19 protein-coding genes are annotated in these 20,737 nt (G+C 65.5%); 5 read left to right on the top strand and 14 right to left on the bottom strand.

Translation table 11 applies throughout. From position 1 onward, the window contains the following. Window positions 1–4: 4 nt before the first annotated feature. Complete coding sequence (gene ripA, locus EET13_RS12180) at window positions 5–1,420, bottom strand: NlpC/P60 family peptidoglycan endopeptidase RipA (RefSeq protein WP_122442530.1); 1,416 nt, start codon at window positions 1,418–1,420, stop codon at window positions 5–7. Window positions 1,421–1,652: 232 nt separating this feature from the next. Beyond that, window positions 1,653–2,231 carry an Rv1476 family membrane protein gene (locus EET13_RS12175; protein WP_122442529.1) on the bottom strand — a complete coding sequence of 193 codons (579 nt, stop codon included), beginning with the start codon at window positions 2,229–2,231 and terminating at the stop codon, window positions 1,653–1,655. 340 nt (window positions 2,232–2,571) lie between these two features. On the opposite strand from EET13_RS12175, the gene EET13_RS12170 reads away from it, so the two are divergent. Both EET13_RS12170 and EET13_RS12165 read left to right on the top strand, forming a co-directional pair. Next, a complete protein-coding gene (locus EET13_RS12170; protein ID WP_168991272.1) occupies window positions 2,572–5,394 on the top strand; it encodes an aconitate hydratase in 2,823 nt (940 codons plus the stop codon). 23 nt (window positions 5,395–5,417) lie between these two features. After that, window positions 5,418–5,981 (top strand): TetR/AcrR family transcriptional regulator, encoded by a 564-nt coding sequence (locus EET13_RS12165; protein WP_122442527.1) that lies wholly within the window; start codon window positions 5,418–5,420, stop codon window positions 5,979–5,981. Here the strand turns inward: EET13_RS12165 and EET13_RS12160 are convergent. The 6 genes from EET13_RS12160 to EET13_RS12135 form a co-directional block, all read right to left on the bottom strand. Beyond that, the gene (locus tag EET13_RS12160) at window positions 5,964–6,179 is read right to left on the bottom strand and encodes a helix-turn-helix domain-containing protein (RefSeq protein ID WP_122442526.1); all 216 of its coding nucleotides are present in this window, start codon (window positions 6,177–6,179) and stop codon (window positions 5,964–5,966) included. The genes EET13_RS12165 and EET13_RS12160 overlap by 18 nt on opposite strands. Before the next feature lie 128 nt (window positions 6,180–6,307). Beyond that, window positions 6,308–7,936: an ABC-F family ATP-binding cassette domain-containing protein gene (locus tag EET13_RS12155; RefSeq protein WP_122442525.1), complete on the bottom strand. Its 1,629-nt coding sequence runs from the start codon at window positions 7,934–7,936 to the stop codon at window positions 6,308–6,310. A 23-nt stretch (window positions 7,937–7,959) separates the two neighbouring features. After that, the gene (locus tag EET13_RS12150; protein ID WP_122442524.1) at window positions 7,960–8,769 is read right to left on the bottom strand and encodes an enoyl-CoA hydratase; all 810 of its coding nucleotides are present in this window, start codon (window positions 8,767–8,769) and stop codon (window positions 7,960–7,962) included. A gap of 53 nt (window positions 8,770–8,822) precedes the next feature. Further along, the gene (trxA, locus tag EET13_RS12145; RefSeq protein WP_122442523.1) at window positions 8,823–9,152 is read right to left on the bottom strand and encodes a thioredoxin; all 330 of its coding nucleotides are present in this window, start codon (window positions 9,150–9,152) and stop codon (window positions 8,823–8,825) included. Between the two features lie 43 nt (window positions 9,153–9,195). Next, on the bottom strand, window positions 9,196–9,552 hold the full coding sequence (locus EET13_RS12140; RefSeq protein WP_122442522.1) for a thioredoxin family protein: 357 nt from the start codon (window positions 9,550–9,552) through the stop codon (window positions 9,196–9,198). 72 nt (window positions 9,553–9,624) lie between these two features. Beyond that, window positions 9,625–11,607 (bottom strand): heavy metal translocating P-type ATPase, encoded by a 1,983-nt coding sequence (locus EET13_RS12135; protein WP_122442521.1) that lies wholly within the window; start codon window positions 11,605–11,607, stop codon window positions 9,625–9,627. Window positions 11,608–11,955: 348 nt separating this feature from the next. Here EET13_RS12135 and EET13_RS32275 point away from each other — a divergent pair, with 348 nt between their 5' ends. Both EET13_RS32275 and EET13_RS12125 read left to right on the top strand, forming a co-directional pair. Next, a complete protein-coding gene (locus EET13_RS32275; RefSeq protein ID WP_122442520.1) occupies window positions 11,956–13,059 on the top strand; it encodes a PE family protein in 1,104 nt (367 codons plus the stop codon). 124 nt (window positions 13,060–13,183) lie between these two features. Beyond that, window positions 13,184–15,013 carry an acyl-CoA dehydrogenase gene (locus EET13_RS12125; RefSeq protein WP_122442552.1) on the top strand — a complete coding sequence of 610 codons (1,830 nt, stop codon included), beginning with the start codon at window positions 13,184–13,186 and terminating at the stop codon, window positions 15,011–15,013. Between the two features lie 29 nt (window positions 15,014–15,042). Here the strand turns inward: EET13_RS12125 and EET13_RS12120 are convergent, their stop codons facing one another. Then, a complete protein-coding gene (locus tag EET13_RS12120) occupies window positions 15,043–15,330 on the bottom strand; it encodes an FmdB family zinc ribbon protein (RefSeq protein ID WP_122442519.1) in 288 nt (95 codons plus the stop codon). Between the two features lie 139 nt (window positions 15,331–15,469). Between EET13_RS12120 and fmdA the strand changes: the two genes are divergently transcribed. Beyond that, a complete protein-coding gene (gene fmdA / locus EET13_RS12115; protein ID WP_122442518.1) occupies window positions 15,470–16,729 on the top strand; it encodes a formamidase in 1,260 nt (419 codons plus the stop codon). Between the two features lie 8 nt (window positions 16,730–16,737). Here fmdA and EET13_RS12110 read toward each other — a convergent pair whose 3' ends face one another. The 5 genes from EET13_RS12110 to sufD are packed head-to-tail and all read right to left on the bottom strand — an operon-like array spanning window position 16,738 to window position 20,734. Beyond that, window positions 16,738–17,085 (bottom strand): metal-sulfur cluster assembly factor, encoded by a 348-nt coding sequence (locus tag EET13_RS12110; RefSeq protein WP_023373326.1) that lies wholly within the window; start codon window positions 17,083–17,085, stop codon window positions 16,738–16,740. Then, window positions 17,078–17,548, bottom strand: coding sequence for a Fe-S cluster assembly sulfur transfer protein SufU (sufU, locus tag EET13_RS12105; RefSeq protein ID WP_122442517.1), 471 nt, complete (start codon window positions 17,546–17,548; stop codon window positions 17,078–17,080). Before sufU ends, EET13_RS12110 begins: the two co-directional genes overlap by 8 nt. Further along, window positions 17,545–18,798, bottom strand: coding sequence for a cysteine desulfurase (locus tag EET13_RS12100; protein WP_122442516.1), 1,254 nt, complete (start codon window positions 18,796–18,798; stop codon window positions 17,545–17,547). The genes sufU and EET13_RS12100 overlap by 4 nt, the downstream gene beginning before the upstream one ends. Before the next feature lie 2 nt (window positions 18,799–18,800). Next, window positions 18,801–19,583: a Fe-S cluster assembly ATPase SufC gene (gene sufC, locus EET13_RS12095; protein WP_122442515.1), complete on the bottom strand. Its 783-nt coding sequence runs from the start codon at window positions 19,581–19,583 to the stop codon at window positions 18,801–18,803. Next, window positions 19,583–20,734 carry a Fe-S cluster assembly protein SufD gene (gene sufD / locus EET13_RS12090; RefSeq protein WP_122442514.1) on the bottom strand — a complete coding sequence of 384 codons (1,152 nt, stop codon included), beginning with the start codon at window positions 20,732–20,734 and terminating at the stop codon, window positions 19,583–19,585. The genes sufC and sufD overlap by 1 nt, the downstream gene beginning before the upstream one ends. Between the last annotated feature and the right edge of the window lie 3 nt (window positions 20,735–20,737).

Genomic DNA, 20,737 nt, shown 5'->3' with positions numbered 1-20,737 from the left:
CCGTTCACCACTCGATGTAGCGCACCACGAAAGGCGTCATGCCGCTGGTGCGCACGGGCGCAACGCGGACCTTCAGACCGATATCGGGCGCCTCGAGCATCTGGCCGTCGCCCAGGTAGATCGTCACGTGCTGGCTGCCGCCGGGGCCGTAGAAGATGACGTCACCGCGACGCATCTGGGAAGTCGGGATCTTGCGGCCCAGGTTGTATTGCGAACCCGAGTAGTGCGGCAGCTTGATGCCCACCCCGGCGAATGAATACAACACCAGCCCAGAACAGTCGAAGCCGACGATGTTGGCTCCGGAGTCGATGCCCTTGCTCGGACCCGCGGCATTGCCGCCACCCCAGGAATAGGGCACCCCGATCTGCGACATGCCCCGACGGATCACGTACTCGCTGGCTTGCCGTCCGTAGACCCGCGGAATCCGGCCGGCATGCGTCGAACCTGCCGGGGCGTTGGTGATCCCGGTGTCGTTGGGCTTGAGGATGCCCAACTGCTGCAGGAAGTTTCGTCCCATTTGGGCGGTGACCTGCGCCGAGGTCGCCGAGTAGCCCAGTACCTGGTTGACCACCGCGATCGGGTCGCCGGGGATGTTGGCGCTGGGAATCTGCGGCAGCGTGGGGTCCCAACCGTCCCAGCGACGGCCGCCGCCGGGCCCGGCTCCCGGGTCCCACATCTCACCCGGGCTGCCCTGCCCGCCGGCCGAGGACCAGGCCACCAGCCTGGCCGCCTGCAGCCTGGCCTGCGCCTCGTCTCGCTCAGCGGCCAGGCGATTGACCTCCTCGCGCTGTTCGTCGAACTTGTGCTGGGTGTCGGTGAGGGCGGCCACCGCGGCATCCTGGCTGGCTTTGGCGTCGGCAGCGGCCTTGTCGGCTTTCTGTTTGGCCAGGCGAGCCGCCGATTCCTTGTTCACTTGTTCGGTCCGGGCCCGCTGCAGCCCGGCCATCAACGTCTGGGTGCTGGCAGTCATCGCCCTCGTCGCCGTCGCCGCGGCAATGATGTCGTCGGGGCTCTTGGCCGTGAGGTAGCCGTCGGACGGGCCATTCATATAGGTGGCCACCGCAAACGTGTCGAACCGGCGTTGGGCCGCGGAGATGGCGGCGCTGGCGTCTTTGACGCCCTGCTGGCTGACCTCGAGCTCATGTTCGGCAGCCACGGCGGCGTCCCGGGCGGTCTCCACGGCGACCATCGCCTTATTGACGCTCTCCTGCTCCATCTCCACGGCGGCGCTGAGGTCCTCGAGCCGCTGATTGGCCTTGGCGACATCGGCGATCAGCGCGGCGATGGGGTCGGTGCCCGGAGCTGCGAGTGCCGCCCCCGGAGTCGATACCAGCAAGACCACACTCAAAACCGATGGAATCGCCGGCCGCACCAATCGCGCTGCCGATCGAGAAGCAGAGCCACCTCGAGTCCGTCTCATCGACTTTCGTCTCCTATGGCTCAAACCGGACGGACGGCAGTCAGCGCCGAAAGCGCTAATGGCATCACAATCATCATTGGCACCGTACGTCACACCTGACGCTAAGGAAACGTATGTCACAAAGGTGCACCCTTGACGTGCAATTAATGTGACCGAACGGTGATCTCGAGCGTTTGCCACAAGCAAACGCGCGGCCGGGGTGCGCTAGCTTTGGCCGAGCCGTACCTGCTGGCTAGTTGTCTTGAGAGAATTGGCCGGCCGTCGCGTCGGCACCGTCAGCCGAGGTTGCTGACCGCCGGGCTCGAAGCTGCATGAAGCGGGCGCCGATGGCGGCGGCAAGCACTCCAATCAGCAAAAAAATGGTCAGCCCGGCCCAGGGAAACTCCGGCGTGTCTAGCTCGTGCAGGAAATTCTGCGCGGACTGCACCGGGTTGCCGGTTTTGGAATGGTCTTCCCCCGCCTCCAGCGTGACGCGCGGGTACTCCGTGCTGTAGCTGCCGACGTAGTTCGGGCTAAGCACCAGCACCGTCGCGTCCTTGTAGTCGGCGCCCACGACGGTCGCGATGTCCCGCAGCGGGGTGTCATGAGGGGGGTTGTGATCCAGCAGGACGATCTTGAGGTTGATGCCCTCGTCGTGAGCGTGGTTGACCACCTCGAGCAATCCGGGCACGGCGCCGGGAGGAGCACTGACGCCGACCGCGGCCACTTGCGTCTTGACCACGGTCATGTCGACGTCCGATGGAATGTAGGCCGGCAGAAACGGGATCGTCTGGGGTAACGGCAGCTGGCCCGCAGTGTCGTACTCGGTCATCGCGTCGCTCCTCTCACACGTCCCGCAGTGCTACAGGCACCGTACGCGCTGGGTGTGCACCGGCGGCGCTCAGTGTGTTTGTGGGGAGGGATTTTCGCCATTGGCCGCCCCTATCGCCACGCCCGAAACCCGGTGGGCACACTCGATATCTCGGCGCGCGCCGACGGCGTGGCGCCAGTCCAATTGGTGAGGGGGGTTTCACCGCGAGCCCGCCGCGACAAGACTGGACAGTGCCAGCGCCCATCACAATGCAGGACAACCGTACTGTTAAAGTGGCTGAGCATGTGAAGCACCGCCGGCACGGCCCGCCGGCGGCAGAACTGAATCCTCGGGAGTTGATGTGACCAGCACAGAGTCTGTGAACTCGTTCGGAGCCCGCGACACACTCAAGGTCGGCGGTGGTGATTCCCAGAGTTACCAGATCTATCGTCTCGACGCCGTCCCCAACACGAAGAGACTTCCCTACAGCCTCAAGGTCCTCGCCGAGAACTTGCTGCGCAACGAGGACGGCAGCAATATCACCAAGGATCACATCGAGGCCATCGCAAACTGGGACCCCGAGGCCGAACCCAGCGTCGAAATCCAATACACGCCTGCGCGGGTGGTCATGCAGGACTTCACCGGCGTGCCCTGCATCGTCGACCTGGCCACCATGCGCGAGGCCATTGCCGAACTGGGCGGCAAGCCGGAGAAGGTCAACCCGCTGGCGCCGGCCGACCTGGTGATCGACCACTCGGTGATTGCCGACCTGTTCGGCCGGGCCGACGCATTCGAGCGCAATGTGGAGATCGAGTACCAGCGCAACGGTGAGCGCTATCAGTTCTTGCGTTGGGGCCAGGGCGCTTTCCGAGACTTCAAGGTGGTGCCGCCGGGCACCGGGATCGTGCACCAGGTCAACATCGAATACTTGGCGAGCGTGGTGATGGACCGTGATGGCGTGGCTTACCCCGACACGGTCGTGGGCACCGACTCGCACACCACCATGGTCAACGGCCTCGGTGTGCTGGGCTGGGGCGTGGGGGGCATCGAGGCGGAGGCGGCCATGCTGGGTCAGCCGGTGTCGATGCTGATCCCGCGGGTGGTCGGCTTCAAGCTGACTGGTGAAATCCAGCCCGGAGTCACCGCCACCGACGTCGTGCTGACCGTGACCGAGATGTTGCGCAAGCACGGCGTGGTCGGCAAGTTCGTCGAGTTCTACGGCGCGGGCGTGGCCGAGGTCCCGCTGGCCAACCGCGCCACCCTGGGCAACATGAGCCCCGAATTCGGTTCTACGGCAGCTATTTTCCCGATCGACGAGGAGACCATCAGCTATCTGCGGTTCACCGGCCGGGACCCGGAGCAGCTGGCGCTGGTAGAGGCCTACGCGAAAGCGCAAGGCTTGTGGCACGACCCCGAGCATGAGCCGGTGTTCTCCGAATACCTCGAACTCGACCTGTCCGACGTGGTTCCCTCGATCGCCGGGCCTAAGCGTCCGCAGGACCGAATCTCGTTGTCGCAGGCCAAGTCCACGTTCCGCGACCAGATACCCACTTACGTCGGTGACGACCCGGACAAGACGGAGTACTCCAAACTGGACGAGGCCGTCGACGAGACGTTCCCGGCGAGCGACCCGGCGTCGCTGTCCAGCGACAACGGCCGCGCCCCCGTGCACTCTGCCGCCGCGCACGCTAGCGGCCGCCCCAGCAACCCGGTGCCGGTGAAGTCCGACGAACTCGGCGAATTCGTGCTCGACCACGGCGCGGTGGTGATCGCCGCGGTCACCTCGTGCACCAACACCTCCAACCCCGAGGTGATGCTCGGCGCGGCGCTGCTGGCGAAAAACGCCGTCGACAAGGGACTGGCCGCCAAACCCTGGGTGAAGACCACCATGGCGCCGGGTTCCCAAGTGGTCAGCGACTACTACGACAAGGCCGGGCTGTGGCCGTATCTGGAGAAGCTCGGCTTTTATCTGGTCGGCTACGGGTGCACTACCTGTATCGGCAACTCGGGCCCGCTGCCCGAGGAGATCTCCAAGGCCATCAACGACAACGACCTTTCGGTGGCGGCCGTGCTGTCGGGCAACCGCAACTTCGAAGGGCGAATCAACCCCGACGTGAAGATGAACTACCTGGCCTCGCCACCGTTGGTGGTCGCCTACGCGCTCGCCGGGACCATGGACTTCGACTTCGATTCGCAGCCGTTGGGCACAGATAAAGAGGGCACGGACGTCTTCTTGAAAGACATCTGGCCGTCGCAACAGGACGTCTCCGACACCATCGCATCGGCGATCAACCAGGAGATGTTCACCAACAACTACGCCGACGTGTTCAAGGGTGACGAACGCTGGCGTAACCTGCCGACCCCGAGCGGGAAAACCTTTGAGTGGGACCAAGATTCGACGTACGTGCGCAAGCCGCCTTATTTCGAAGGAATGTCCGCCGAGCCGGAGCCGGTAGCCGATATCAGCGGCGCCCGGGTGCTGGCGCTGCTCGGCGACTCGGTGACCACCGACCACATCTCCCCCGCCGGAAGCATCAAGCCGGGCACCCCCGCAGCGCAATACCTCGACGAACACGGCGTAGCCCGCAAGGACTACAACTCCTTTGGCTCTCGGCGCGGCAACCACGAGGTGATGATTCGCGGTACCTTCGCCAACATCCGGCTTCGCAATATGCTGCTTGACGACGTATCTGGCGGCTACACCCGCGACTTCACCCAGGAGGGCGGCCCGCAGGCGTTCATCTATGACGCGGCGCAAAACTATGCGGCACAAAGCATTCCGCTGGTGGTGCTCGGCGGTAAGGAATATGGGTCCGGCTCGTCGCGGGACTGGGCGGCCAAGGGCACGTTATTGCTGGGGGTACGCGCGGTAATCGCCGAGTCGTTCGAGCGCATTCACCGCTCGAACCTGATCGGCATGGGCGTGATCCCCCTGCAATTCCCCCAAGGAGAGTCGGCTTCCTCGCTGGGATTGGACGGCACCGAGGTCTTCGACATCACCGGGATCGAGGCGCTCAGCGACGGCCAGACGCCCAAGACCGTGCGTGTCAAGGCCACCAAGGATTCCGCCGATCCGGTCGAGTTCGACGCGGTAGTGCGCATCGACACCCCCGGAGAGGCCGACTACTACCGCAACGGCGGCATCCTGCAGTTCGTGCTGCGCAACATGCTCAAGTCGGGTTAACCCCGGGCGACCCAAGCCCTGGTATGCCAAAAGTCAGCGAGGACCATCTGGCGGCTCGCCGCCGCCAGATCCTCGACGGCGCTCGCCGCTGTTTCGCCGAATACGGCTACGACAAGGCCACCGTCCGGCGTCTGGAACAGTCGATCGGCATGTCGCGGGGCGCGATCTTCCACCACTTCCGGGACAAGGACGCCCTCTTCTTCGCGTTGGCGCACGAGGACGCCGAACGGATGGCCGATGTCGCCTCGCGCGAAGGCCTCATCCAGGTGATGCGTGACATGCTCGCCGCGCCCGAGCAGTTCGACTGGCTGGCCACCAGGCTCGAGATCGCGCGCAAGCTGCGCAACGACCCCGCATTCAACCGAGGTTGGGCGGAGCGCTCCGCGGAACTTGCCGCCGCGACCACCGATCGGCTGCGCCGGCAGAAGCAGGCCAAACGAGTGCGCGACGATGTTCCCAGCGACGTATTGCAGTGTTACCTGGATCTGGTCCTCGACGGCTTGGTGGCCAGACTGGCCTCAGGCGAAGACCCACGGCGGCTCTGCGCCGTGCTGGACCTTGTGGAAAACTCAGTGCGCCGCAGCTGATTTGGGCCGTGCGCGATGGTTGGGTCCGCCGCGGCTGCGCATCGTCGTTCCCGATTCGAGCAGCATGCTGTGAACGGATCCGTATGACCGCCCGGTGGTCGCCGCCAATTTTCGGATGCTGGCTCCGCCCTCATAAGCGTTGCGCAACTCGTCCAACAACTGATCGCGCGTCTTCTTTGACTTCCGCTGGTTTCTCACCGGGTGCCTCCACGCCTGCTCACCGTCCCTGGCTTCCAGAGTAGGAACCGGCCGGCAGCGGTGAGACCGCTTTCGCCGAAAACGGCTGCGTTCTTTCGGGGCTTCTTTCGGGGTTCTTTCGGGTTGTTTCAGGCCAACTCGATGAGGTCCCGGTACTCGTCGGACCAATAGTCCTCGGTGCCGTCGGGCAACAGCACCACACGCTGCGGGTCCAGCGCCTCGGCGGCACCGGGATCGTGGGTCACCAATACCACCGCACCCTGATAGCTGCGCAGCGCATCGAGGACCTGTTCGCGCGAGGCGGGATCGAGGTTGTTAGTCGGTTCGTCGAGTAGCAGCATGTTCGCCGTGGAGGCCACCAGCCCGGCCAGCGCAAGGCGCGTCTTTTCACCACCGGACAACGTGCCGGCCGGTTGCTCGAGCTGCGGACCGCTGAACATGAACGCGCCCAGCAGGCCGCGCAAGTCCTGTTCACCGGATTCTGGTGCGGCGTGCCGAACGTTCTGCCATACGGTGGCATCGTTGTCGAGCGTGTCGTGCTCCTGCGCGAAATAGCCGATACGCAAACCATGTCCGGGCTCCAGGGCGCCGGTGTCGGGTGTTTCGACACCGGCCAGCAATCGCAGCAGCGTGGTCTTGCCGGCGCCGTTGAGTCCGAGCACGACGACGCGGGAGCCGCGGTCGATGGCCAGGTCGACACCTGCGAAGACCTCGAGCGATCCGTAGCTCTTGCTCAGCCCCTTGGCCACCATCGGGGTACGCCCACACGGGGCCGGGGTGGGGAACTTGATACGGGCCACCTTGTCGGCCGCCCGCTCCTCGTCGAGCGCGGCCATCATCCGATCGGCCCGACGCAGCATGTTCTGCGCGGCAACGGCTTTGGTGGCTTTGGCGCCCAGCTTGGCTGCCTGGGTGCGCAACGCGGCGGCCTTGCGCTCGGCATTGGCACGTTCCCGGCGACGACGCTGCTCGTCGGTGGCCCGCGCATCGAGATACTTCTGCCAGCCCATGTTGTAGACGTCCATCTCGCCGCGCACCGCGTCCAAGAACCACACCCGGTTAACGACATCGGCGATCAGGTCCACGTTGTGGCTGATCATCACCAGCCCGCCGGTGTGTGCTCGCAGGAAGTCCCGCAGCCAGCCAATCGAATCCGCGTCGAGATGGTTGGTCGGCTCGTCGAGCAGCAGCGTTGTTCCCGAGCCGGCGCCGCTATCGGAAGCGGCGAACAGAATGCGCGCCAGCTCAACCCGGCGGCGCTGGCCTCCGGAGAGAGTACGCAGCTGTTGGGTCAGCACCCGTTCGGGCAGACCGAGACTGGCACAGATGCGGCCCGCCTCACTTTCGGCGCCGTAGCCGCCCAACGCGACGAAGCGCTCCTCGAGCTGACCGTAGCGGCGGATCGCGCGGTCGCGTGCGTCGTCGTCGGCGACTTCCGCCATCAACGCCTGCTGCTTCTCCAGATCGGTGAGCAACACATCGAGCCCGCGAGCCGACAGCACCCGATCACGGGCCAGCACGTCAAGATCTCCCTCTTTGGGATCCTGTGGCAGGTAACCAATTTCGCCGTTGCGGCTAACCGACCCGGCATAAGGTTCGCTCTCCCCCGCCAGGATGCGCAGCGTCGTGGTCTTGCCCGCACCGTTGCGGCCCACCAACCCGATGCGGTCGCCCGGCTGCACGCGCAAGTCGGGACCGTCGGGTGAGAGCAGGATGCGCGCGCCAGCACGGACCTCGAGGTCCGTTGCCGTGATCACAATCGCTCTCCTTGGTTGTGGCGCTACTTGTCGTCGGTGAACACCGCCGGCCGCTTCTCCGCACGCGCGGCAACCGCCTCTTCGAAATTGGCGGTGAGCAGCCGGACGAAAAGTTGTCCCAGACCCTCGGCCTGCATGTGCCCTTCCAGGCTGGCGGCGTCTAGTCCACTCCACAGTGTACGTTTGGTCAACTCAATTCCCGGCCGGGAGAACGCAGCCATGCGCGCCGCAATCGCATAACAGGTGTCCAGCAGTTGGCTGTCGGGAACCCGGCACGACACCAGCCCGATGCGCTCGGCTTCCTCAGCGCTGACGTCACGCCCGGTCAGCATGATCTCGAAGGCCCGCGAGGATCCGATGGCCCGCGGCAACAGGTAGCTCAGCCCCAGTTCGCTGGCCGTCAGCCCGTTGTTGATGCCGGCGGCCCGGAAATAAGCGCTGGTGGATGCCACCCGGACGTCCGCCGCCAACGCCAGGCACAGCCCCCCGCCGATGGCCGGTCCGTTGACCGCGGCGATCACCGGCTGGTGTAGCCGGCGCAGCTTCAGGATGACCTCATCGAGCAGCTCCATCGACCGCAGCGCATATGTCGGCCGGGTCAGCCCCTCGGCGTTGGGCACCGCACCCGCGGACTTGTGATCTGCGCCGGAGGAGAACCCGCGCCCCGCCCCGGTCAGCACCACCACCCGCACGGAGTTGTCGTAGGTCACCGTCTCCAAGGCCTCCTTGAGCGGCACCATGACGTCGAAAGCCATGGAGTTCATCCGCTCGGGCCGATTGAGGGTGATCAGCGCAATATCTGGGCGCGGGTTTTCCAGCAGGACCAAACTCACCCGTGCACGTTATCGCGTAAGGCAATGCGCCCGAGTGGGCCACCTCCGCCGGATCAGGCGACTTCGTAAGCCTTGAGCTGCTGAACCAGGTCTTCCAGGGCCGCCGCGGGCAGGGCGCCGGGCTGGTTGAACAATAGTTTGCCCTTCTTGAAAGCCATCAGCGTGGGAATCGACCGGATCTGGGCCGCCGCCGCCAATTCTTGCTCTTCTTCGGTGTTGACTTTGGCGTAGACGACGTCAGGGTGCTTTTCCGAAGACGCCTGGAACGTCGGCGCGAATGCGCGACACGGGCCACACCAGGATGCCCAGAAATCGACAAGCACCATGTCGTTGTCGTTGACCGTCTCGTTGAACTGCGCCGCAGTGAGGTCTTTGGTTGCCATGTCTGCCCCAACGCCTCGCGCAGGCGGGTTTGTTCCAGCGAAGCTAGAGCAGGCCCCGCTGCCGTGGCGGCAAGTCGACCCGATAGGCCCTGAGCTGCCGCACCAGGTCGTCCATGACGGCGGGGTTAGCCACACCGGCCTGCTTGAACACCAGCTTGCCATTCTTGAACGCCATCAACGTAGGCAATAGCGTGACCCCGGCGATCGAGACCAACTCCTGCTCGGTTTCGAAGTTGACCTTGCCGTGCACGATGTCGGGATGCTTGTCCGACGAGCGCTCATAAGTCGGCGTCAATACGGCACACGGTGGGCACAGCGGCGCCCAGATATAGACGAGCACGTTGTCGTTGCCGTAGACAGTCTGTTTGAAATTCTCGGCGGTGAGCTCTCGCGTCGCCACGTGTCCCCTTATCCATTCGGCGGGCCTGGCGACGTAGAGCCTATGCCGGTCGCCGCCAGATCCGCTGCGGATTCAGGCCGTTAGTGCGCCCGTGGAGGCCGCGGCTCGCCAGGACCGGTTGGTCAGCAGGCGCATGCCGTTGAGGGCGACCAGCACTGTGGACCCTTCATGGCCGGCCACACCCAGCGGTAAGGGCAAGTAGCCCAACAGATCCCACAACACCAAGACGCTGATGAACGTACCGGCGATGATCAGGTTGGCGGTCACCACATGGCGCGCCTGCCTGGCCAGCCCGATGATTGTCGGGATGACTTGCAGTTCGTCTCGCACGGTGACGCCGTCGGCCGTCTGCAACGCCAGGTCGGCGCCGGCGCCCATCGCGACAGACGTGCGGGCCGCGGCCATCGCGGGAGCATCGTTGACGCCGTCACCGACGACGAGCACCCGGTGACCGCTGGCTTCCAGAGCGCGGACCGCTTCGACCTTCTGCTCGGGCAACAACGCGGCCCGCACATCGCTGATCCCGGCGCGTTGGGCCGCCCACCGGGCCGCACACTCGTTGTCTCCGGTCAGCAGGACCGGTGGCGCCGACGTCAATGCGGTCAGGGACGCAACGGATTCCGCGGCATCGGGGCGCATTTGGTCGGTGAGTCCCAACACGCCGGCTGCGACGCCGTTGAGCATCACGATGGCAGCCGTGGCACCGGCGTCGAGGATCGGTGCGAGCTCGGGTAGCGGCGCACCCAGGTAGCTGTGCGGACTGCGCACCTCGACGAAATCGCGACCCACGGTGGCTCGTACTCCGCGGCCGGGCAGGGCGCGGAAATCTTCGGCCTCCGGGATGGTGATACCGCGCCGGCGAACTTCTTCGACGATGGCCCTGCCAAGCGGATGCTCGCTGGATTGCTCTGCAGCAGCGGCCAATTGGAGCAACTTCCGGACGCCCACCATATCCGGCTGCAGCGGCTCGACGGTGGTCAGCTGCGGGGTGCCACAGGTCAATGTACCGGTCTTGTCCAGGGCGACGATGCTGGTGTCGGCCAGATGTTCTACGACCACAGCCGATTTGATCAATACTCCGTGGCGACCGGCATTCGCGATCGCCGAAAGTAGCGGCGGCATGGTAGCCAGCACCACGGCACATGGCGAGGCAACGATCATGAATGTCATGGCGCGCAACAGAACTGACTGCAGGGGCGCGCCCAACATCAGCGGGATGGCGATCAGCGCGAGGGTCGCCACCACCATGGCCGCCGAGTACCGCTGCTCGATTTTTTCGATGAACAACTGTGTTTTGGCTTTGGTGGCCGAAGCTTCGGCGACAAGCTCGACGATGCGGGCCACCACTGTCTGCGACGGGTCCCGGGTGACCAGCAGCTGCAACACCCCCGACCCGTTGAGCGTACCGGCGAACACCTCGTCACCGCGGCCCTTGGCAGCCGGGATGGACTCGCCGGTGATCGAGCACTGGTCGACGTCCGAGCACCCCGACAGCACGGCGCCGTCGGCGGGTATGCGCTCTCCCGGCCGCACCAGCACCCGATCGCCGATAACCAGTTCGCCGGCCGCGACCACCCGCTCGCGGCCGTCGCCGTCGACGACGACGGCCTGCTCCGGCGCGAGGTCGAGTAACCCCTTGACCGAATCGGCGGTGTGTTTGGTGGCCACATCGTCCAGGGCGCCCGACGTCGCGAAGATCACGATCAGCAGGGCGCCGTCGAGGATCTGCCCGATGGCGACAGCCCCTATCGCCGCCACCACCATCAGCAGGTCCACGTCCAGCGTCTTGTTCCAAAGTGCCTGTGCCCCAGCCCATGCCGAGCCCCAGCCGCCGGCGATGTAGCAGGCCAGATACAGCGCCCACCACACGGGCTGCGGTGCCCCGTTGAGCTGAGCCGCCAGCCCGGCAAGAAAGAAGGCCAGCGCGGTTGCGGCCCAGCGGACCGACATCACCGACCATAGCGCCGCACGCCAACTCAGCGGTCGCGCGGCAGCGACGGGAATACGGTCGAAAGAAACCTCGGAGGTGCACGCTTCAGCAGCGGTCAAGGTCATTCCGGCGGCCTCACAGAGGGGTGGGAGTTCGTCAGGATGAACCGAGTCTAGGGACGCGGCGATCGCCCAGTATCTCGATTGCATTGCGGTATGCGATTGAATTGGTCACTGGCACAAGGCAAGCGGTGTCCGTCGCTCCTGAAGCCGACACTGCCATGGGCAGCCACACGCCGGCAGGGCCACCTCGGCTATTGCCCCGGCGGGTATCGCGCAGGCGTTTGAACGACGATTGAAATTTGCATCTGTGCAGAAAAATTCGAGTCGAATTGCTCGGGGAATGCGCAATCACAGGTCCCGAAATCACGATAGGATTCCTCCGTCGCTGACGCTTCACTGTGGAGGTGCGGGATGTCATTCGTCGTCGCAAATACGGATTTCGTGTCGGGGGCAGCCGGAAATCTGGCGCGGATCGGTTCAGTCATCAGTGAGGCCAACTCGGCGGCGGTGGCCCAAACGACCGCCGTCGCGGCCGCGGGCGCCGACGAGGTGTCGGCCGCCATCGCGGCGTTCTTTCAACAGCACGGCCTGAACTACCAGGCGCTCAGCACGCAGGCCGCGGCGTTTCACGACCAGTTCGTGCAGAACCTGTTCGGCGGCGCGCAGGCCTACGCCAGCGCCGAGGCCGCCGCGGCAAACCCCTTGCAGCCACTGCTCGACGTGATCAACGCGCCCGCCCGGGCGCTACTTGGACGCCCGCTGATCGGTGACGGCGTTGACGGCGGGCCCGGCCAGGCCGGTGAGGACGGCGGACTTCTGTTCGGCAACGGTGGCAGAGGCGGCGATGGCGCAGTGGCTGGCCAGGCAGGTGGCCGGGGCGGCTCCGCGGGCTTCCTCGGTTTCGGCGGCGCCGGCGGCGTTGGCGGTGCCGGCGCGAATGGTGGCGCCGGAGGCACCGCTGGGCTGTTCTTCGGCAACGGTGGCGCCGGCGGCAACAGCGGCGGCGGCGGCGGTGCGGGCGGTCTCGGCGGCTCGGCCCTGCTGTTTGGACATGGCGGAGCCGGCGGTATCAGCCCTAACGGTGCGGGGGCCGGTGGCGCCGGAGGCAACGGCGGCGTGCTGTACGGAAACGGCGGTGGTGGCGGCAGCAGCTTCCTCGGCGGGGGCGGCAACGGTGGCCGCGCCTTCCTGCTCGGCGACGGCGGCACCGGCGGGGACGCCCTCTCCGCCGGGACCGGCGGGGCCGGTGGCGCCGGCGGGTTCATCGTGGGCAACGGCGGTGCCGGCGGCAACGGCTTTAGCAACGCCAGTGGCGGCGTCGGCGGCCTGGCCGGGCTGATCGGCAACGGCGGGGCCGGCGGCAACGGCGGACCGTTGCCACCGGGCAATGGCGGCAACGGCGGCAACGCCCTACTGATCGGCAATGGCGGCAGCGGCGGCCATAGCAATGCCGGCACCCCCGGCACCGGTGGCCAGCGCGGGCTGTTGTTCGGCCAAAACGGCGCCAACGGCTAGTCCGTAGCGGCAGGTCAGCGCGCCGTGCCGCTGGTTACGGTTGCGTACGTTTTCCTCGCTCGTGGAAACTGGGCCGGATCACGGCCCGGCCAAGGGTCGAGCAGCCGACGTGAAGGGAACCGCATTGGGCCACTACATCGCCAACGTCCGCGATCTCGAGTTCAACCTCTTCGAGGTCCTTGAGGTGGGCGCCGTGCTCGGCACCGGGCGTTATAGCGAGCTCGACGCCGACACGGTGCGCACCATCCTGGCCGAAGCGGCCCGTCTGGCCGAAGGACCGGTCGCCGAGACCTTCGCCTACGCCGACCGCAACCCGCCCGTCTTCGACCCGGCCACCCACTCCATCAGCGTGCCCGACGAGTTGGTCAAAACGGTGCAAGCGATCAAGGACGCGGAGTGGTGGCGTCTGGGTCTGGCCGAGGAGATCGGCGGCATGCCCGCGCCCGCACCGCTGGTGTGGGCAGTCAACGAAATGATTTACTGCGCCAACCCTTCTGCGGCCTTCTACAACCTGGGCCCGACGCTGTCGCAGTCCCTGTACGTCGAGGGCGACGAGCAGCAGCGGCAGTGGGCGGCGATGGGTGTCGAACGCGGTTGGCAGGCCACCATGGTGCTCACCGAGCCCGATGCCGGCTCCGACGTCGGCGCCGGCCGGACCAAGGCCGTCGAACAGCCCGATGGCAGCTGGCACATCGAGGGCGTCAAGCGGTTCATCTCCGGCGGTGACGTGGGCGACACGGCCGAGAACATCTTCCATCTGGTACTTGCCCGCCCGGAAGGCGCCGGCCCGGGGACCAAAGGGCTGAGCCTGTTCTATGTGCCCAACTACCTTTTCGACCCGGACACCGGTGAACTCGGCCCGCGGAACGGCGTTTACGTCACGGGCCTGGAACACAAGATGGGCCTGAAGTCCTCCCCGACGTGTGAGTTGACTTTCGGAGCCACCGATGTGCCCGCGGTCGGCTATCTGGTCGGTGGAGTGCACAACGGGATCGCGCAGATGTTCACCGTGATCGAGCACGCTCGCATGACGATCGGCGTCAAGTCCACGGGCACGCTGTCCACCGGCTACCTCAACGCACTCGCCTACGCCAAAGAGCGGGTGCAGGGCGCGGACCTGACCCAGATGACCGACAAGACCGCGCCTCGCGTCACCATCATGCGCCACCCCGACGTGCGTCGCAGCCTGATGACGCAGAAGGCGTACGCCGAGGGACTGCGGGCGCTGTATCTCTATGCCGCCGCGCACCAGGACAACGCTGTGGCGCAACATGTTTCGGGCGCCGCCCCGGACATGGCGCACCGCGTGGACGATCTACTGCTGCCGGTGGTGAAAGGAGTCGGCTCGGAACGGGCCTACGAACTGCTGACCGAGTCGTTGCAGACCCTGGGCGGCTCGGGATTCTTGACCGACTATCCCATCGAGCAATACATCCGCGACGCGAAGATCGATTCGCTCTACGAGGGCACCACCGCCATCCAGGCGCTGGACTTCTTCTTCCGCAAGATCGTGCGCGACCACGGCAATGCCCTGCAGTTCGTGACGGCTCAGATAACCCAGACCATCGACAACATCGACGAAGCGCTGAAACCGCAAGCGGCGCTGCTGCAGACCGCACTCGATGAGGTCACCGCAATGACGGGCGCGCTGACCACATACCTGATGTCGGCCGCGCAGCACCCGACAGACATCTACAAGGTCGGGCTCGCGTCGGTGCGATACCTGCTGGCCGTCGGCGACCTGCTCATCGGCTGGCGGCTGCTGGTCCAAGCCGGTGTCGCCCATGCGGCGTTGGCCACCGGACCTTCCAAGGACGACGAGGCGTTCTATCGAGGCAAGGTCGCGGTTTCGGGTTTCTTCGCCAAGAACATCCTGCCGAAGCTGTCCGGGGTGCGTGCCGTCATCGACTCCGTCGACGACGAGATCATGCGCATGCCCGAAGCCGCCTTCTGACGGGCGCCGGCATCCACGCCGGCGCCCGGCTACGGCCGGGGCAGACCGCGGTGCAGCGGGTTCACGGCCATCTGCGACCTGCCACTTCTGGCAGGAGGCGGCGTGCTGACCACCTGCGGCGAATCAGCGGTGGCACGGGTACGGTCATGGAGCCGCATCGCGGCGGTGCGGCCGATGCCGACCATCGGGACAGCGGGAATCCGTCTGGCCACGCAAGCGCACTGTGGGCACTCGGCATTGTCGGGCACTGCCGCCATCGGGTGCCGCTCGACGAACTTCGGACAACCCTGCCCGCAACGAAATACATAGGTCGGCACGCCATCGACTATAAATCGGCGCCGACGGCACGTAGCGCGCTGCCGGTGTTGTGGTGGGCGCTTTGCAGGAGATCATCAGCGCCAACACAGTCGCCGGCCAAGTTGGGCTGCAAAGGTCGTCACGTGCTGCGAGTGCCACGTGCCTGAATTACTGTTCCCGTTGGATTCGGCCAAGAAATTCAACGACCAATACATTGTCGGCCACAATCGCTGGCATCCTGATATTCCTCCGGTCGTCACCGTCAAGCGCGGCGACACGTTCCGCGCACACTGCCGGGAATGGTTTGACGGCGCCATCCACAACGACGATTCGGCCGAAGACATCCTCAACGCTCCCCTGCAGAATGTGCACTGCCTGTCCGGACCGTTCGCGGTCGATGGCGCCGAGCCGGGTGACCTGCTGATCGTGGACATCCTGGATATCGGGCCCATCCCGCAGGAGGACTCAGGCCCGCTTGCCGGACAGGGCTGGGGCTATACCGGGATATTCGCCAAGCGCAACGGCGGCGGGTTTCTCACCGATCAATTTCCCGACGCTTACAAAGCGATCTGGGACTTCGCCGGGCAAACCGCGACCTCGCGACACATTCCGGGCGTCAAGTACACCGGCATCGTGCATCCGGGCCTCATGGGGACGGCCCCGTCCGCACAGTTGCTGGCGAAATGGAACCGGCGCGAGGGGGCGCTCATCGCGACGGATCCCGGCCGGGTGCCACCACTTGCCCTACCGCCGGAGCCCGACGGCGCCATTCTGGGTGCCCTGACAGGTGACGAGTTCGCTCGGGTCGCGGCCGAGGCTGCGCGCACCGCCCCACCCCGCGAAAACGGCGGCAACCAGGACATCAAGAACCTCACCAAAGGCACCCGGGTGTTTTATCCGGTGTTCGTACCCGGCGCCAATCTGTCGTTCGGTGATCTGCACTTCTCCCAGGGCGACGGCGAGATCACTTTCTGCGGAGCTATCGAAATGGGCGGCTTCATTGATGTGCAGGTGGATGTGATCAAAGGTGGCATGCAGACCTACGGCGTCTATGAGAACGCCATCTTCATGCCCGGCAATGTCGCCCCGCAATATTCGGAATGGATCGCCTTCTCGGGAACGTCGGTGACCCTGGACGGCGAACAGCGCTACCTGGATTCCGATCTCGCCTACCAGCGCGCCTGCCTGCATGCGATCGACTACCTGACAAAGTTCGGCTATAGCCCCGAGCAGGCTTATCTGTTGCTCGGGTCGGCACCCATCGAAGGACGCCTGTCCGGAGTGGTCGATATTCCCAATTCGTGTGCCACCGTGTACATTCCGACTGCGATATTCGACTTTCCGGTGACGCCCTCAGCTTCTGGACCACATCGGATCGACCCCGGCATGGGGGCGCCGCGGGCCAGCTTCGCCGGTTGACCGGGGAATCAGACGGTGAAGCCGAGCGCGCGCAGTTGTTCGCGGCCGTCGTCGGTGATCTTGTCCGGACCCCACGGCGGGTTCCACACCCAGTTGATCCGGATCTCGTCGACCAGACCGCTGCCGACCAGTGCGCTGCGCGACTGATCCTCGATGACATCGGTCAGTGGGCACGCCGCCGAGGTCAAGGTCATGTCGATCAGCGCGACGGTTCCTTCGTCGCCGTCCGCCACGTCCAGCCCGTAGACCAGGCCCAGGTCGACGACGTTAATCCCCAACTCCGGGTCGACGACGTCGCGCATCGCCTCCTCGAGATCGGCGATCAATTCTTCGTTGGGAGCGGCGGTTTCACTCATTGCTGACCTCCTCCAGGGCATGACTGGCCTGAGCCAGCGCATCTTTGCAAGCCATCCATCCGAGCAGCGCGCATTTCACCCGTGCCGGGTATTTCGCCACGCCGGCAAACGCAATTCCGTCTCCGAGAACGTCCTCGTCACCGTGCACCGTTCCACGCGAGGACACCATCTCGGTGAACGCGTCGATGATCTGCAACGCTTCCGGCACGCTGCAACCGATCACCTGCTGAGTGAGCACCGATGTCGCTGCCTGCGAGATGGAACAACCCTGGCCGTCATAGGAAACGTCGGTGATCCGCGCGCCGTCGCCGGACAGCGCGACCCGCAGCGTGACCTCGTCGCCGCAGACCGGGTTGACATGATAGACCTGCGCACCGAACGGTTCCCGCAGCCCGCGGTGCTGCGGGTGTTTGTAGTGATCCAGGATCACGTCCTGATACATCTGCTCCAGTCGCAACGTCATTCTCTCCCAAAGAACTTCAGCGACCGTCTTACCCCGGCCAGCAACCGGTCGACCTCGTCGAGCGTGTTGTACACCGCGAACGATGCTCGCGCGGTGGCGGCCACGCCGAACCGGCGGTGCAGCGGCATCGCGCAGTGATGTCCGACCCGCACGGCCACCCCCTCATCGTCGAGAATCTGGCCGACGTCGTGGGCGTGCACCCCGTCGACAACGAATGCGACTGGGGAGCCTCGGTTTTCCATCGTTGCGGGGCCGATGATGCGGACACCGTCGATAGCGGACAGGCCCTCGATGGTCGCTGCTACCAGCTCACGTTCGTATGCCTCGACGGCGTCCATGCCGATAGCGCCCAGATAGCGTGCGGCGGCGGCCAATCCGACCACCTGGGAGGTCATCGGGGTGCCGGCCTCGAAGCGTTGCGGAGACGGCGCATAGGTGGAAGCTTCCATGGTCACCGTCTCGATCATCGAACCGCCGGTGAGAAATGGCGGCATCGCGGCCAGCAGCTCGTGACGGCCATACAACACGCCGATGCCGTTGGGACCCAGCATCTTATGCCCCGAGAAGGCCGCGAAGTCGACGCCCAGTCCGTGGAAATCCACCGGCTGGTGCGGCACCGACTGGCAGGCGTCCAGCACGCTCAGCGCGCCGATTTCTCTTGCGCGGGAGACCAATTCAGTCACCGGTGCCAGAGCACCGGTGACATTGGAATGATGGCTGAACGCAACGACTTTCACGCGCTCATCGAGTCGCAGGGAGTCCAGATCGATCCGCCCCTCGTCGGTCACGCCGTACCAGCGCAGGGTGGCTCCGCTGCGGCGGGCAAGTTCCTGCCACGGGACTAGGTTGGCGTGGTGCTCGAGCTCGGTGGTGACAATGACATCACCGGGTCCGATAGCTCGGTCGAACCGCTTGTCGCCCAAGACATATGAAACCACGTTGAGCGCCTCGGTGGCGTTCTTGGTGAACACCAGCTCATCGGCACGGGCGCCCACGAACGCCGCGACGTCGGCTCGGCCCTGCTCGTAGGCGTCGGTGGCCTCTTCCATCAGCTGGTGCGCACCACGGTGCACCGCGCCGTTGGAGGTGACGAGAAACTCGCGTTCGGCGTCGAGCACTTGCAGCGGCCGCTGCGATGTGGCGCCGGAATCCAGGTATGCCAACTGGTTTCCGCCGCGCATGACGCGCTGCAGAACCGGGAAATCGGCACGGATCGCCGCGGCGTCGACTTGCGTCACCGAGGTTTTCATGGTTAGGCCCCGGTGGCCGCCGCTTGGGTAAAGCGCACGTAGCCGTTTTCTTCGAGTTCGTCGGCCAGTTCGGGGCCAGCGGATTCGACGATGCGGCCGCCGACAAACACGTGCACATGTTGCGGACGTATGTAGCGCAGGATGCGGGTGTAGTGGGTGATCAGCAGGACGCCGCCGTGCTCGGTTTCGGCATAGCGGTTCACGCCCTCGCTGACCACCCGCAAGGCGTCGACGTCCAAGCCGGAGTCGGTTTCGTCGAGGATGGCGATCTTGGGCTTGAGCAGCTCGAGCTGCAAGATCTCGTGGCGCTTCTTTTCGCCACCGGAAAAGCCTTCGTTGACGTTGCGTTCGGCGAAGGCCGGGTCGATGTCCAGTGCTGCCATGGCCGCCTTGACCTCTTTGACCCAGTGCCGCAGCTTCGGCGGCTCACCGCGGATGGCGGTTGCCGCCGAGCGCAGGAAGTTCGACATCGAGACGCCGGGCACCTCGACGGGATATTGCATGGCCAGGAACAGGCCGGCCCGGGCCCGCTCGTCGACGCTCATGGCCAGCACGTCGGCGCCGTCTAGCGTGATGGAGCCCGAGGTCACTTGATACTTGGGGTGGCCGGCGATGGCGTAGGACAGCGTGGACTTTCCCGAGCCGTTGGGGCCCATCAAGGCATGCGTCTCACCGGATTTCACCGTCAGGTCGACACCGTTGAGTATGGGAATTTCCCGCTCCCCCTCGGCGGCGTTGGGGTTTTCGACGCTGACGTGCAGGTCGTTGATTTCCAGGGTCGTCATCAGGCTGTTGTCTTTTCCGTGAGTTCCAGTTCGTGTTCAATGGCTGCGGTCAACCGTTCGCGTACCTCTGGCACCGCGATCTTGGAGATGATCTCGCCGAAGAATCCGCGGATCACCAGGCGGCGGGCCTGCTCTTCCGGAATGCCGCGAGAGCGCAAGTAGAACAGCTGCTCGTCGTCGAAACGTCCGGTGGCGCTGGCGTGCCCGGCGCCGGCGATCTCGCCGGTTTCAATTTCGAGATTGGGCACCGAGTCCGCGCGCGCTCCGTCGGTGAGCACCAGGTTGCGGTTGACCTCGAAGGTATCGGTGCCGGTTGCCTCGGCACGGATCAACACGTCACCCACCCACACGGTGTGCGCGTCGGGCAGCGACGACGCCGGATCTCCTTGCAGCGCACCCTTGTACAGCACGTTCGACTTGCAGTCAGGGCGAGCGTGGTCGACCAGCAGCCGCGATTCCAGGTGCTGGCCGTCGTCGGCGAAGTACAGCCCCAGCAGCTCGGCATCGCCGCCCGGGGCATCGAAGCGCACGTTGGCCGACATCCGCAACACCTCCCCGCCCAGCATGACGGCGACGTGCCGTAGCACGGCGTCCTTGCCGAGCCGGGCGTGGTGTGCGCTGAGATGAACGGTGTCGTCGGCCCAGTCGGCGATCCACACCACGGTAAGCCGAGCGGCATCGGCGACCACGAATTCGACGTTTTCCGCGTAAGTTCCGCTCCCCCGGTGGTCGATGATGACGACGGCCTCGCCGAGCTCCTCGACACGGATCTGCAGATGTCCGTAGGCAGCTGCGCCCTCGCCCGGGCCGGTCACGGTGATGTTCACCGGCTCGGCAATTTGCGTGTCACGTCCTACCGTGACCAGCGTCGCCGAGTTGAACGACGAAAAGGCTTGAGCTGCAACGCGGTCAGCGGGAACACCGCCTTGGCCGAGCCGCTCGTCACCGCGGCGCACCGTCTCCACGGTGAGGCCCGTCGGGCCGCTGACGCTGATCTCCGCATTGCCGGTGGCTGGCGCGGAGCCGTCGTGCAGGCCGCGCAACCGCTTCAGCGGGGTGAACCGCCAAAGCTCGTCGCGGCCGTGCGGAACCTCGAAGGCGTCGACGTCGAAGGACGAGAACAGCTCGCCCTTGTTCAAGGTGGCGGTCATTCG

Origin of the sequence: Mycobacterium attenuatum (assembly GCF_900566085.1) — a bacterium.
GTDB classification, from domain to species: domain Bacteria; phylum Actinomycetota; class Actinomycetes; order Mycobacteriales; family Mycobacteriaceae; genus Mycobacterium; species Mycobacterium attenuatum.
This window is presented reverse-complemented; position numbering and strand designations above follow the sequence as displayed.

Bases quoted from the DNA above. Each gene is read 5' to 3' on its own strand.
- EET13_RS12175 (WP_122442529.1), bottom strand. From the start codon at position 2,231: ATGACCGAGTACGACACTGCGGGCCAGCTGCCGTTACCCCAGACGATC.
- EET13_RS12135 (WP_122442521.1), bottom strand. From the start codon at position 11,607: ATGACCTTGACCGCTGCTGAAGCGTGCACCTCCGAGGTTTCTTTCGAC.
- sufC (WP_122442515.1), bottom strand. From the start codon at position 19,583: ATGACGACCCTGGAAATCAACGACCTGCACGTCAGCGTCGAAAACCCC.
- EET13_RS12110 (WP_023373326.1), bottom strand. From the start codon at position 17,085: ATGAGTGAAACCGCCGCTCCCAACGAAGAATTGATCGCCGATCTCGAG.
- ripA (WP_122442530.1), bottom strand. From the start codon at position 1,420: ATGAGACGGACTCGAGGTGGCTCTGCTTCTCGATCGGCAGCGCGATTG.
- sufD (WP_122442514.1), bottom strand. From the start codon at position 20,734: ATGACCGCCACCTTGAACAAGGGCGAGCTGTTCTCGTCCTTCGACGTC.
- EET13_RS12100 (WP_122442516.1), bottom strand. From the start codon at position 18,798: ATGAAAACCTCGGTGACGCAAGTCGACGCCGCGGCGATCCGTGCCGAT.
- EET13_RS32275 (WP_122442520.1), top strand. From the start codon at position 11,956: ATGTCATTCGTCGTCGCAAATACGGATTTCGTGTCGGGGGCAGCCGGA.
- EET13_RS12165 (WP_122442527.1), top strand. From the start codon at position 5,418: ATGCCAAAAGTCAGCGAGGACCATCTGGCGGCTCGCCGCCGCCAGATC.
- sufU (WP_122442517.1), bottom strand. From the start codon at position 17,548: ATGACGTTGCGACTGGAGCAGATGTATCAGGACGTGATCCTGGATCAC.
- trxA (WP_122442523.1), bottom strand. From the start codon at position 9,152: ATGGCAACCAAAGACCTCACTGCGGCGCAGTTCAACGAGACGGTCAAC.